Genomic DNA, 12,569 nt, shown 5'->3' with positions numbered 1-12,569 from the left:
ACCCATGACCAGTGTGACATTCGACCGGGCACGCCCCACGCTCGCCGACGCGCTCGTGCAGAATCGCAGCCTCGCCACCGATGCGGCCCTCGTGGTCGCCGGCACCGCTGTCGTCGCGGGCCTCGCCCAGGTGAGCATCCCGCTCTGGCCCGTTCCGATCACCGGCCAGACCCTCGCGGTCATCCTCGTCGGCGCGTCGCTCGGTGCCCGCCGCGGCTTCGCGTCGCTCGCGCTCTACCTCGTGCTGGGTGTCGCCGGTCTCCCGATCTTCGCCGAGTTCACGGGTGGCCCGCTCAGCGTGCTCAAGCCGAGCTTCGGTTTCATCATCGGCATGGTCTTCACGGCCGGTCTGGTCGGATGGCTGGCCGAACGCAACTGGGACAAGAAGTTCTGGCTCGCCTTCCTCGGCTTCATTCTCGCCAGCATCGTCCCGTTCCTGTTCGGTGTGCCCTACATGGCCATCGTGCTCGGCAACCTCGGCATCGACAACTCGCTGGGCAACGTCCTGGCGCTCGGCGTGCAGCCCTTCATCATCGGCGGCATCGTGAAGGCAGCCATCGCCGCTGGCGTGTTGCCTCTCGCCTGGAAGGGCGTCCGCGCGATCGACGCCCGCAAGGACGACGCTTCGAAGTAGAGGCTCGCGAGCGACGACTCGCAGCAACTCAAAAGGCGCGCTCCCCGTGGGGAGCGCGCCTTTTCGTGTATTGCTTGGCCTGAGCCTGAGCCTGAGCCTGAGCCTGAGCCTGAGCCGTGCCTAGATCGAGAAGCCCAGCGCGCGCATCATGTCCCGACCATCGTCGGTGATGCGCTCGGGGCCCCACGGCGGCATCCACACCCAGTTGATGCGGAACGCGTCCACGACGCCATCCAGCGCCTGAGCGGTCTGCTCTTCGAGCACGTCGGTCAGCGGGCAGCCGGCCGAGGTCAGCGTCATGTGAATGATGAGGGCGTCGTTCTCGTCATCCCAACCGAGGTCGTAGATGAGGCCGAGGTCGACGACGTTCACGCCGAGCTCGGGGTCCATGACGTCCTTCAGGGCCTCTTCGACTTCGTCGAACTTCTGCGGTGCCAGTGTGGTAACCATGTCGTTATCCTAAGCAGTCGCTTCGGCCGTGAGGAAGCGGTCGTAGCCTTCTTCTTCCAAACGGTCGGCGAGCTCGGGGCCACCCTCTTCGGCGACCTTTCCGGCGACGAACACGTGCACGAAGTCGGGCTTGATGTACCGCAGGATGCGCGTGTAGTGCGTGATGAGCAGAACGCCGAGGCCGGTGTTCTCCTTGGCGCGGTTGACGCCCTCGGAGACGATCTTGAGCGCGTCGACGTCGAGACCGGAGTCGGTCTCGTCGAGCACGGCGAAGTTCGGCTTGAGCAGCTCGAGCTGCAGGATCTCGTGGCGCTTCTTCTCGCCGCCCGAGAAGCCTTCGTTGACGTTGCGCTCGGCGAACGCGGCATCCATGCGCAGGTCGGTCATCGACTTCTTGACGTCCTTGATCCAGTGGCGGATGGAGGGAGCCTCACCGTCGATGGCCGTCTTGGCCGTGCGCAGGAAGTTCGTGACCGTCACACCGGGGATCTCGACCGGGTACTGCATGGCGAGGAAGAGGCCCGCGCGGGCGCGCTCGTCGACGCTCATGGCGAGGACGTCTTCACCGTCGAGCGTGATGCTGCCGGAGTCGACCGTGTACTTGGGGTGGCCGGCGATCGTGTAGGCCAGCGTGGACTTGCCCGAGCCGTTGGGGCCCATGATGGCGTGCGTCTCACCCGTGCGGATCGTCAGGTCGACGCCCTTGAGGATGGGCTTGGTGCCCTGTTCGGTTTCGACGCTGACATGCAGGTCGCGGATCTCGAGTACAGACATGGATCTAAATCTCTTTCGTTACGGTCGGGTCGATGAAGATGTCGCCGTCGACCACGTCTACGTTGTAGACCGGGACGGGTTCATAGGCGGGCAGCGTGAGCGGCTTGCCCGTGGTGAGCGAGAACTGCGAACCGTGCGCCCAGCATTCGAGCGTGTCGTTCTCGACGAAACCTTCGGAGAGCGAGATGTCGCCGTGTGTGCACGTGTCGCCGATGGCAAAAATGTCGCCGGCCGAGTCTTGAACGAGGGCGATGGGATGTCCCTCGACCACCACGCGCTTGGCCTGGTTGGGCGAGAGCTCCGAGACGGAACAGACGCGGGGGGCCATGTTTATTCGCCCCCGGTGATGGCGGTTTTCGCCAGCTCGTCTTCGATCGCCGCCTGCAGCCGCTCTTCGAGCTCGGCGACGCCGATCTTCTGCACGATCTCGGTCAGGAAGCCGCGCACGACGAGTCGGCGCGCCTGGGCCTCGGGGATGCCGCGGGCCTGCAGGTAGAAGAGCTGCTCGTCGTCGAAGCGACCGGTCGCGCTGGCGTGGCCGGCACCCTGGATGTCGCCCGTCTCGATCTCGAGGTTCGGCACCGAGTCGGCGCGCGTTCCGTTGGTGAGCACGAGGTTGCGGTTCTGCTCGTAGCTGTCGGTTCCGGGCGCGCTCTGCTGGATGAGCACGTCGCCGATCCAGACCGAGCGGGCGCCGGTGCCTTGCAGGGCGCCCTTGTAGTTGACGCGGCTGCGCGTGTTGGGCGCATCGTGGTTGACGTACACCTGCTGCTCGAGGTGCTGCCCGGCGTCGGAGAAGTAGAGGCCGAGGGCTTCGACGTCGGCACCCTGCGAGGCGAGGTGGGTCGTCGGGTTGACGCGCACGACCTTGCCGCCGAGCGTCACGACGACGTGCTTGAGCTTGGCGTCGCGGCCGATCTTGGCGAAGTGCGAAGCCAGGTGCAGGGCGTCGTCGTTCCACTGTTGCACGGTGACGACGGTCAGCGAGGCGTTGTCGCCCACGACGATCTCGACGTTCTCGGTGAGCTGGGCGTCGCCGTCGTTCTGCAGGATGACGAGACCCTGGCTGAACGGCTTGGCCTCGATGATCGTGTGCGCGGCGCGCGGTGCCGTTCCGAGTGCGGAGCGCGCGACGGTGACCGAGGCTGCTTCTTCGCCCGAGACGGTGATCGCGAGCGCCTTCTCGAACGAGCTCCACGCGTTGGCCGAGGCCCGCTCTTCCGGGATGCCGGCCGTGCCGATGCGGGCATCGGTGCGCTCGACCCAGGTGATGTCGATGCCGGCGCCCGGCTCGGCCTGGAACTCGTAGCCCGAGCCATCCAGCTCACCGTCGATGAGGGATGCGACGGTGGCTACGGGCGTGAGCTTCCACACGGCTTCGCGGCCGGTGACCGTCGGGAAGTCGAGGACGTTCGTCGAGGCGAATCGCGCCGAGCGGGTCTGCACGGGAACGTAGCCGCCGTCAGAGTGCGCCTTGAATCCGTGCTGACCCGACTCGTCGAGACGAGTCGTTGTTGCTTCTGGTGCTTGGGTCGACATTTAACCGACGGATCCTTCCATGCCCATTTCAATGAGCTTGTTGAGTTCGAGCGCGTACTCCATCGGCAGTTCGCGGGCGATGGGCTCGATGAACCCGCGCACGATCATGGCCATGGCCTCGTCTTCGGGCATGCCGCGCGACATCAGGTAGAAGAGCTGCTCTTCGCTGACCTTCGAGACCGTGGCCTCGTGCCCGAGCTGCACGTCGTCGACGCGGATGTCGATCGCGGGATAGGTGTCGCTGCGCGAGATGGTGTCGACGAGGAGGGCGTCGCAACGCACGGTGTTGGCCGAGTGGTGCGCCGCGGCGTCGACACGGACTTCGCCGCGGTAGCCGGCACGACCGCCGCCACGGGCGATCGACTTCGAGACGATCGACGACTGCGTGTAGGGAGCCATGTGGATCATCTTGGCGCCCGCGTCCTGGTGCTGGCCGGGGCCCGCGAAGGCCACGGAGAGCGTCTCGCCCTTCGCGTGCTCGCCCATGAGGTAGATGGACGGGTACTTCATGGTGACCTTGGAACCGATGTTGCCGTCGATCCACTCCATGGTTGCGCCCTCGGCGGCCGTGGCGCGCTTGGTGACCAGGTTGTAGACGTTGTTCGACCAGTTCTGGATCGTCGTGTAGCGAACGCGGGCGTTCTTCTTCACGATGATCTCGACCACGGCCGAGTGCAGCGAGTCGGACTTGTAGATGGGAGCAGTGCAGCCCTCGATGTAGTGCACGTAGCTGCCCTCGTCGGCGATGATCAGCGTGCGCTCGAACTGGCCCATGTTCTCGGTATTGATGCGGAAGTAGGCCTGCAGGGGGATGTCGACGTGCACGCCCGGCGGCACGTAGACGAACGAGCCACCCGACCAGACGGACGTGTTGAGCGCCGCGAACTTGTTGTCACCCGAGGGGATGACGGTGCCGAAGTACTCTTCGAAGATCTCGGGGTGCTCGCGCAACGCGGTGTCGGTGTCTTTGAAGATGACACCCTGCTGCTCGAGGTCTTCGCGGATCTGGTGGTAGACGACCTCGGACTCGTACTGAGCCGCGACGCCACCGACCAGGCGCTGACGCTCGGCCTCGGGGATGCCGAGCTTCTCGTAGGTGTTGCGGATGTCTTCGGGCAGGTCTTCCCAGGTCTGGGCCTGCTTCTCCGTGGAACGGACGAAGTATTTGATGTTGTCGAAGTCGATGTCCGAGAGATCGGCACCCCACGTGGGCATCGGTTTGCGCTCGAACAGCTGAAGCGCCTTGAGGCGTCGCTGGAGCATCCACTCGGGCTCGTTCTTCAAGCGCGAGATGTCGGCGACGATCTCGGGGGAGATTCCACGACGGGCGGAAGCGCCGGCCGCATCGGAGTCGGACCAGCCGAACTCGTACTGACCCAGAGACTCGAGCTCGGGGCGGTCGATCAAGACATCAGACATAAATACCTCTTTTCCTACCGCTAGAAACAGGATCTCTGTTCACGGCATTCCCGCCGGGCCGAATTGTCACCGCATGATCAGGTCACCGATGTCTCGGGGGCTGACCGCTCGACGCGCCGCAAGCGACGGAGGAGCGTGCAATGGCCTTCGGTGGCCGACTTACGGGGTTCTTCGAGTTGCTGGTTTCAGCTGGGCTGCCTCAGTGACGAGCCGCTCGTCGGAACGTGTCGATGGTCGAGCACATCGGTGCAAGTTGCGATCTCGGGCCGCGAACGTGTCGGCGGCCGCCAGATGCGAACTTACAATTGTGAGTGGACTCGAGCTTTGATGTTCAAACGTTCGGCCTGCCTCTGCAGTGCTTCCGACGTGGAACCTGGGCCAATTCTACAGGGAGAGACGGGTAAAAGGCCCCACTCTCCCAGCTTGTTGTGACGAAATATCTGAGAGAACGGACTGCGTCGATCGTGGAGAACCTGAGAGCGCTGACACGCCGATTCTGGAACTGGCTGCCGAACGGTGTCGACGACCGTCGAGTGCGCGTCCTCGGCTGGACCACGCTCGTCGTCCAGACGGTCATCGTGGGCACCGGCGGGCTCGTGCGTCTCACCGCATCCGGCCTCGGCTGCCCCACCTGGCCCAAGTGCACGACCGGTTCGCTCGTGAACACGCCCGAGATGGGCATCCACGGCGTCATCGAATTCGGCAATCGGCTGCTCACGTTCGTGCTCGTCATCGTCGCCATCGCGGCCTTCCTCGCCGTCATCCGGTTCCGGGCCGAGCGCCGCGACCTGTTCGTGTTGACCCTGCTCATCGGCCTCGGCATCCCCGCGCAGGCCATCATCGGCGGCATCAGCGTGCTCACGAAGCTCAACCCGTATGTCGTGGGCTTCCACTTCGTCGTGTCGGTCGTGCTCGTCGCTCTGTCGACCGCTCTGGTCTATCGCATCTACACGCCGACCGGTCATCGCATCCTCGACGTGCCGCGCTGGTATGCGATCACGGCTCATGTCACGAGCGCCGTCGTCGCCGTCACCATTGTCGTCGGCATCCTGACGACCGGTTCGGGGCCGCACGCCGGTGACGCCGACGCGCCCCGCAACGGGCTCGACTCCGAGTTCCTGCAACACGTGCACAGCTGGCCCGCCTACGCGACACTGGCGCTCACGCTCGTGCTCGTGATCGGTGCCTTCGCCTCGCCCTACGTGGGGCTGCGCCGCTGGACCGCCTTGCTGCTCGCCGTCGAGGTCGTGCAGATCATCGTGGGGCTCACTCAGGCGCGCCTGGGGCTGCCCGCCATTCTCGTGGGCATCCACATGGTTCTCGCGTGCCTGCTGGCCTCGGCCATGACCGCGGTCGTGCTCAACCTCAAGTCCCCGGCCATCGCCCTCTCCCCCGGCGACGATGTGGCCGATCTGGATGCCGCAGCCCCGACATCCTCGCGCCGCTGACGCGCTGACGCGCTGACGCGCTGACCGGGTCACGTGCCGGGTCGTAGGCCCTTTGGCCCTCAACCTGGCTCGGGTCGTAGTGCGGCAGCCCCACATCCAATGCTCGACCGTCGTCGTCAGCGGGTAATCCCCCACAACGAAGAAGCCCCTCGCAGTCGGATGACTGGAGGGGCTTCTTCGTGTGCTCGCGGGCAGGTGCGGACAGAGCCTAGTTGAAGGGGAAGAAGAGCAGCAGCGGGTCGATGGCCACGGCAAGGAACAGCAGCGTGAGGTAGCTGATCGAGCCGTGGAAGACGCGCATGGGCGACACCTTCTCGCCGCGGATGGCCCGGTTGTAGAGGCGGTGCGTCTCGTAGATGAACCAGCCGCCCGCGATGAGCGCCGTGGCGGTGTAGATGAGGCCCATGTGCGCGACGGGCGTCAGCAGCAGCGAGCACGCGACCGTGGCCCACGCGTAGAGGATGACCTGGAGACCGACCTGGGCGCGGCCGCGTACGACGGCGAGCATGGGAACGCCGACGGCCTTGTAGTCCTCGCGGTACTTCATCGAGAGGGGCCAGTAGTGCGGCGGGGTCCACAGGAAGACCACGCCGAAGAGGATGAACGGTGCCCACGTGAGGTCACCCGTGACGGCAGCCCATCCGATGAGAACCGGGAAGCAGCCCGCGATGCCGCCCCAGATGATGTTCTGCTGCGTGCGGCGCTTGAGCCACAGCGTGTAGACGAACACATAGAAGAGGATGGCGGCGACGGACAGCGCGGCGGCCACGAGGTTGGTCGTGAGCGCGAGCCAGACTGTCGAGAGAACGCCCAGCGCCCACGCGAACACGTACGCCTCGCGCGGCGTGAGGACACCCGTGACGAGCGGACGATTCTTGGTGCGGTTCATCACCTTGTCGATGTCGCGGTCGATGTAGCAGTTGAACGCTGCAGCCGACCCTGCGCTCATGGCGCCGCCGATGACGGTCGCGACGATCAGCCAGAAATTAGGCAGACCGTTCTGGGCGAGGATCATCACCGGGATGGTGGTGACGAGCAGCAACTCCATCACCCGGGGTTTCGTCAAGGCGACGTAGCCTTTGAGCTTCGTTCGGAAGTCGATGGGTCTCTGGCCGACCTGGGGCTCTACGGCAACGTCCATTGCTCCTCTAACCGGTGGAAATCTGTTATCGATTCTAGGTCATCCGGCGCGGGGCACAAATTGTAGACCCGTTGCGCCCGAGGCGAAATCACCCGCAACGTTCCCGAAATGTGGCAGGCATCCTCGCTATGCTTGACACGCTCGCCAACCAATACGTGCGCGGCTGCATGCCCGCAAGACGTGTTCGGCTGTGCCGTGCCGTCACTCTGCCAACGATGCCAGCGCGTGCGTGTTATCTCCTCCGGATCGGCCTGGGTTAGGGTCATCCGCAACTCAAGAAGGGTCAATAAGACTGTGGCAGCTCTGCAATGGGATTCCATCGACAACAAGGCGGTAGACACCGTCCGAGTGCTGGCGGCAGACGCCGTCGAGAAGGTGGGCAACGGCCACCCCGGCACCGCGATGAGCCTCGCCCCCGCGGCATACCTTCTCTTCCAGAAGGTCATGAAGCAAGACCCGACCGATACTCACTGGCTCGGGCGTGACCGCTTCATCCTCTCGGTCGGGCACAGCTCCCTGACCCAGTACATCCAGCTCTACCTGGGCGGCTACGGCCTCGAGCTCGACGACCTCAAGGCGCTTCGCACCTGGGGTTCGCTCACGCCCGGTCACCCCGAATACGGTCACACCAAGGGTGTCGAGATCACCACGGGCCCCCTCGGCCAGGGCCTCGCCTCCGCCGTCGGTTTCGCCTACGCCGCTCGTTACGAGCGCGGTCTGTTCGACCCCGAGACCCCCGCCGGTGAGAGCCCGTTCGACCACAACATCTACGTCATCGCCGGCGACGGCGACCTGCAGGAAGGCGTCACGAGCGAGGCATCCTCGCTCGCCGGCCACCAGCAGCTCGGCAACCTGATCGCCATCTACGACTCCAACCAGATTTCGATCGAAGACGACACCAACATCGCCTTCACCGAAGACGTCAAGGCCCGCTACGAGGCCTACGGCTGGCACGTGCAGACGGTCGACTGGAAGAAGACCGGCGAATACGTCGAAGACGTGCACGAGCTGCACGACGCCATCGAGGCAGCCAAGGGCGAGACCGACCGTCCGTCGCTCATCGTGCTGCGCACCATCATCGGATGGCCGTCGCCGAAGAAGCAGAACACGGGCAAGATCCACGGCTCCGCCCTCGGCGCCGACGAGCTGCGCGGTGTGAAGGAAGTGCTCGGCTTCGACCCCGAGCAGACCTTCGAAGTGGCCGACGAGGTCATCGAGCGCACGCGTTCGTTGCAGGAGCGCGGCGCAGCCGACCACCAGGAGTGGAACAAGAAGTTCGACGCTTGGGCCGAGAAGAACCCCGAGAAGAAGCAGCTGCTCGACCGCGTGCTCTCCGGCGAACTGCCCGACGGCCTCGTCGAGGCGCTCCCCGTGTTCGAGCCCGGCAAGGACGTCTCGACCCGCGCCGCCTCCGGCAAGGTGCTCAACGCCATCGCGCCGCTCATGCCCGAGCTGTGGGGTGGATCGGCCGACCTCGCCGAGTCGAACAACACCACGATCGAGTCCGGTGCGTCGTTCATCCCGTCCGAGCACTCGACCCACGAGTGGACCGGTAACGAGTACGGCCGCGTGCTGCACTTCGGCATCCGCGAGCACGCCATGGGGGCCATCCTCAACGGCATCGTGCTGCACGGCCCGACGCGCGCCTTCGGTGGAACGTTCCTCATCTTCAGCGATTACATGCGTCCCGCCGTCCGCCTCGGTGCACTCATGAACGTGCCGTCCATCTTCGTGTGGACGCACGACTCCGTCGCCCTCGGTGAAGACGGCCCGACGCACCAGCCGATCGAGCAGATCGCCTCGCTGCGCGCCATCCCCAACCTCGCCGTGGTCCGCCCCGGTGACGCCAACGAGGTGGGCTACGCCTGGCTCGAGATCCTGCGTCGCCAGGAAGGCCCCGCCGGTATCGCCCTCACGCGCCAGAACATCGCCGTGTTCGAGCGCGGCGAAGACGAAGCATCCGGTGACACCTTCGCTTCGGCGAAGCACGTCGCCAAGGGTGCCTACATCCTGGCCGAGGCCCCGAACGGCACGCCCGACGTCATCCTCATCGCCACGGGTTCCGAGCTGCAGCTCGCCGTCCAGGCGCGCGAAGACCTGGCCGCCGAGGGCATCAACGCCCGCGTCGTCTCGGCTCCCGCGCTCGAATGGTTCGCCGAGCAGAGCGAGGAATACCGCGAGAAGGTGCTGCCCAAGGCCGTCACCGCCCGCGTGTCGGTCGAAGCCGGGCTGTCGCTCGGCTGGCGCGAGATCGTGGGCGACCGCGGCCGCTCCGTCTCGATCGAGCACTTCGGTGCATCCGCCGACTGGAAGACCCTCTTCCGCGAGTTCGGTATGACCCGCGAAGCCGTCGTCCAGGCCGCCAAAGACTCGCTCGGCGACAACTGATCGCTCCCACGATCAGACCACCGAGCAACAAGGAGAACAGAAGAAAATGACTGAAACCAACACCGCACAGCTGTCCGCCGCCGGCGTCAGCATCTGGCTCGACGACCTGTCGCGCGAGCGCATCAAGTCCGAAGGCCTGCAGAAGCTGATCGCCGAGCGCAACGTCGTCGGCGTGACCACGAACCCGACGATCTTCGCCTCGGCGCTGTCCAAGGGTGAGGCCTACGACGAGCAGGTCCGCGAACTCGCCGCCGCGGGTAAAGACGTGACCGCCGCCGTGTTCGAGATCACCACCGACGACGTGGCCAACGCATCCGACATCTTCCGCCCCGTCTACGACGCCTCCAAGGGCTTCGACGGCCGCGTGTCGATCGAGGTCGAGCCCGGCCTCGCCCACGACGCCGCTGGAACGATCTCCGAGGCCAAGGCCCTCTGGGCCAAGGTCGACCGCCCCAACGCCATGATCAAGATCCCCGCGGCGATCGAGGGCCTCGAAGCCATCACGGCCGTCATCGCCGAGGGCATCAGCGTCAACGTCACCCTGATCTTCTCGCTCGAGCGTTACCGCGAGGTCATTAACGCCTACCTGACCGGTCTCGAGAAGGCCAAGGAAGCCGGCCGCGACCTGTCGACCATCCACTCTGTCGCCTCGTTCTTCGTGTCGCGCGTCGACACCGAGATCGACAAGCGCCTCGACGCCATCGGTTCCGACGAGGCCCTCTCGCTCAAGAGCAAGGCCGGCGTCGCCAACGCACAGCTCGCCTACGAGGTCTTCGAGCAGAGCTTCGACTCCGAGCGCGCCCAGGTGCTGCTGCAGGCCGGCGCCAACAAGCAGCGCCCCCTGTGGGCCTCGACGGGTGTCAAGAGCCCCGAGCTGCCCGACACGCTCTACGTGACGCAGCTCGTCGCCCCGGGCGTCGTCAACACCATGCCCGAGAAGACGCTCGAGGCCACGTTCGACCACGCCGAGGTCACAGGTGACACCATCACCGGTTCCTACGACGAGGCCAACTCCATCCTCGACCGCCTGTCGGCTGTCGGCGTCTCCTACGACGAGGTGACCGCGCTGCTCGAGAAGGAGGGCGTCGAGAAGTTCATCGTCTCCTGGAACGAACTGCTCGACACCGTCACCGCTGCTCTGGAGGCCGCCAAGTGAGTTTCAAGATCCATGTGACCGGCGCAGCCGAAGAGGCGGTGCAGAAGGTCGTCCCGACCCTCGTCGACGACCTCTTGGCTTCCGGAATCACGGCTCAGAACCCGAGCCTGTGGGGCGCGGACGCCGAGTCCGAAGCATCCAAGCGCCTCGGCTGGGTCGAAGCGGTCAGCATCTCGCGACCGCTCGTGGCCCAGATCGAAGAGCTGCGTGCAACCCTCACGGCGCGTGGTGTCAACCACATCGTCCTGGGCGGCATGGGCGGCTCCTCCCTGGCTCCCGAGGTCATCACCAAGACGATGGATGTCGAGCTCACCGTGCTCGACTCCACCGCCCCCGGCCAGGTGCTCTCCGCCCTGAACGACCGCCTCGAGACCAGCGCCCTCGTGGTGTCCTCGAAGTCCGGTTCGACGGTCGAGACCGACAGCCAGCGCCGCGCGTACGAGTACGCGTTCACCGAGGCCGGCATCGACCCGCGCGAGCGCATCATCGTCGTCACCGACCCGGGTTCGCCGCTCGACGCGTCCGCTCGTGAGGCCGGTTACACGGTGTTCAACGCCGACCCCAACGTCGGCGGCCGTTACTCGGCGCTCACGGCCTTCGGCCTCGTGCCCTCGGGTCTCGCCGGCGTGAACCTCAACGAGCTGCTCGATGAAGCGGAGTCGGCACTCGTCGACATCGCCATCGACGACGCTCACAACCCGGCGCTCATCCTGGCCGCCGCGATCGCGGGCACCTCGCCGCGCCGCGACAAGCTCGGAATCGTGTCCGATGGAACACACATCGTCGGTTTTGCCGACTGGGCCGAACAGCTCATCGCCGAATCCACGGGCAAGCAGGGCACGGGCATCCTGCCCGTCGTCCTCGAACCCCTGTCGACCGAGATCACGGCGGGTTACCCCGACGTGCAGATCGTTCGCCTCGTCGATGATGCCGACCAGCACCACCTGCTGAAGCACGACCGTCACCACGGCGAGATCCTCGTGTCGGGCACGCTCGGCGCACAGATGATGGTGTGGGAGTATGCGACCGCCATCGCCGGTCGCCTGCTCGGCATCAACCCCTTCGACCAGCCCGACGTCGAGTCGGCCAAGGTCGCCACCCGAGGCCTGCTCGACGCCCGCCCCGAAGCGACGGCCCCGGCTTTCGTCGACGGCGGCATCGAAGTGCGCGGCACCTCGAACGTGGTTGCAGGCGCCTCGAGCGTCTCGGCCGTGGTAGACGCGCTGCTCGCCGAGCTCGGACCCGACGGTTACGTGGCCATCCAGGCCTACGTCAACCGCCTGGCGCTCCCCCAGCTCGACGGCATCCGCGACCTGCTCGCGGCCCGCGCGGGACGCCCCGTGACCTTCGGTTGGGGACCCCGGTTCCTGCATTCGACCGGTCAGTACCACAAGGGTGGCCCCGCCGCCGGTGTGTTCCTGCAGATCACCGAGGTCTCGAACGTCGACCTCGAGATCCCGGAACGTCCGTTCACCTTTGGCCAGCTCATCCAGGCTCAGGCCGCCGGTGACGCCAGCGTGCTCGCCGAGCACGGCCGTCCAGTCGTCACCCTCACGCTCACCGATGCGCAGGCGGATGTCGAAAAACTCTTCGAATCCCTGAACGCTTCCGAGCGTTAGG

The 12,569-nt window shown here is 65.7% G+C and carries 11 protein-coding genes; 5 read left to right on the top strand and 6 right to left on the bottom strand.

Annotation, left to right across the window (positions count from 1 at the left end; all coding sequences use genetic code 11):
- Nucleotides 1-4: 4 nt before the first annotated feature.
- Nucleotides 5-634, top strand: a complete 630-nt coding sequence (locus ACZ6IE_RS07705; RefSeq protein ID WP_464607443.1) for a biotin transporter BioY — start codon at nt 5-7, stop codon at nt 632-634.
- A 120-nt stretch (nt 635-754) separates the two neighbouring features.
- Here ACZ6IE_RS07705 and ACZ6IE_RS07700 read toward each other — a convergent pair whose 3' ends face one another.
- The 5 genes from ACZ6IE_RS07700 to sufB are packed head-to-tail and all read right to left on the bottom strand — an operon-like array spanning nt 755 to nt 4,816.
- Nucleotides 755-1,084: a metal-sulfur cluster assembly factor gene (locus ACZ6IE_RS07700; RefSeq protein ID WP_077053175.1), complete on the bottom strand. Its 330-nt coding sequence runs from the start codon at nt 1,082-1,084 to the stop codon at nt 755-757.
- 9 nt (nt 1,085-1,093) lie between these two features.
- Nucleotides 1,094-1,858: a Fe-S cluster assembly ATPase SufC gene (sufC, locus tag ACZ6IE_RS07695; protein ID WP_079727607.1), complete on the bottom strand. Its 765-nt coding sequence runs from the start codon at nt 1,856-1,858 to the stop codon at nt 1,094-1,096.
- 4 nt (nt 1,859-1,862) lie between these two features.
- On the bottom strand, nt 1,863-2,186 hold the full coding sequence (locus tag ACZ6IE_RS07690; RefSeq protein ID WP_077053177.1) for a non-heme iron oxygenase ferredoxin subunit: 324 nt from the start codon (nt 2,184-2,186) through the stop codon (nt 1,863-1,865).
- A 2-nt stretch (nt 2,187-2,188) separates the two neighbouring features.
- Nucleotides 2,189-3,397, bottom strand: a complete 1,209-nt coding sequence (gene sufD / locus ACZ6IE_RS07685) for a Fe-S cluster assembly protein SufD (protein WP_464607442.1) — start codon at nt 3,395-3,397, stop codon at nt 2,189-2,191.
- A complete protein-coding gene (sufB, locus tag ACZ6IE_RS07680) occupies nt 3,398-4,816 on the bottom strand; it encodes a Fe-S cluster assembly protein SufB (protein ID WP_464607441.1) in 1,419 nt (472 codons plus the stop codon). It abuts the gene before it with no gap.
- 473 nt (nt 4,817-5,289) lie between these two features.
- Here sufB and ACZ6IE_RS07675 point away from each other — a divergent pair, with 473 nt between their 5' ends.
- The gene (locus tag ACZ6IE_RS07675; RefSeq protein WP_234991096.1) at nt 5,290-6,264 is read left to right on the top strand and encodes a COX15/CtaA family protein; all 975 of its coding nucleotides are present in this window, start codon (nt 5,290-5,292) and stop codon (nt 6,262-6,264) included.
- A gap of 208 nt (nt 6,265-6,472) precedes the next feature.
- On the opposite strand, the gene ACZ6IE_RS07670 is transcribed toward ACZ6IE_RS07675, so the two are convergent.
- Nucleotides 6,473-7,405, bottom strand: a complete 933-nt coding sequence (locus ACZ6IE_RS07670) for a heme o synthase (protein WP_464607440.1) — start codon at nt 7,403-7,405, stop codon at nt 6,473-6,475.
- A gap of 294 nt (nt 7,406-7,699) precedes the next feature.
- Between ACZ6IE_RS07670 and tkt the strand changes: the two genes are divergently transcribed.
- From tkt to ACZ6IE_RS07655, 3 genes are read left to right on the top strand one after another with little or no spacing between them, the layout of a single operon-like run.
- Nucleotides 7,700-9,793: a transketolase gene (tkt, locus tag ACZ6IE_RS07665; RefSeq protein WP_464607439.1), complete on the top strand. Its 2,094-nt coding sequence runs from the start codon at nt 7,700-7,702 to the stop codon at nt 9,791-9,793.
- 46 nt (nt 9,794-9,839) lie between these two features.
- The gene (tal, locus tag ACZ6IE_RS07660) at nt 9,840-10,949 is read left to right on the top strand and encodes a transaldolase (protein WP_464607438.1); all 1,110 of its coding nucleotides are present in this window, start codon (nt 9,840-9,842) and stop codon (nt 10,947-10,949) included.
- Complete coding sequence (locus ACZ6IE_RS07655; protein WP_464607437.1) at nt 10,946-12,568, top strand: glucose-6-phosphate isomerase; 1,623 nt, start codon at nt 10,946-10,948, stop codon at nt 12,566-12,568. Before tal ends, ACZ6IE_RS07655 begins: the two co-directional genes overlap by 4 nt.
- The last annotated feature ends 1 nt before the right edge of the window (nt 12,569 follow it).

This window comes from Okibacterium sp. AC114 (genome assembly GCF_979253355.1).
The sequence above is the reverse complement of the archived record's forward strand: the minus strand, read 5'-3'. Positions and strand labels throughout refer to the sequence as shown.

What these genes read in the sequence shown, in the direction of transcription:
- sufD (WP_464607442.1), bottom strand. Translation starts at nt 3,397, where the DNA reads ATGTCGACCCAAGCACCAGAAGCAACAACGACTCGTCTCGACGAGTCG.
- ACZ6IE_RS07690 (WP_077053177.1), bottom strand. Translation starts at nt 2,186, where the DNA reads ATGGCCCCCCGCGTCTGTTCCGTCTCGGAGCTCTCGCCCAACCAGGCC.
- sufC (WP_079727607.1), bottom strand. Translation starts at nt 1,858, where the DNA reads ATGTCTGTACTCGAGATCCGCGACCTGCATGTCAGCGTCGAAACCGAA.
- tal (WP_464607438.1), top strand. Translation starts at nt 9,840, where the DNA reads ATGACTGAAACCAACACCGCACAGCTGTCCGCCGCCGGCGTCAGCATC.
- ACZ6IE_RS07670 (WP_464607440.1), bottom strand. Translation starts at nt 7,405, where the DNA reads ATGGACGTTGCCGTAGAGCCCCAGGTCGGCCAGAGACCCATCGACTTC.
- ACZ6IE_RS07705 (WP_464607443.1), top strand. Translation starts at nt 5, where the DNA reads ATGACCAGTGTGACATTCGACCGGGCACGCCCCACGCTCGCCGACGCG.
- sufB (WP_464607441.1), bottom strand. Translation starts at nt 4,816, where the DNA reads ATGTCTGATGTCTTGATCGACCGCCCCGAGCTCGAGTCTCTGGGTCAG.
- ACZ6IE_RS07700 (WP_077053175.1), bottom strand. Translation starts at nt 1,084, where the DNA reads ATGGTTACCACACTGGCACCGCAGAAGTTCGACGAAGTCGAAGAGGCC.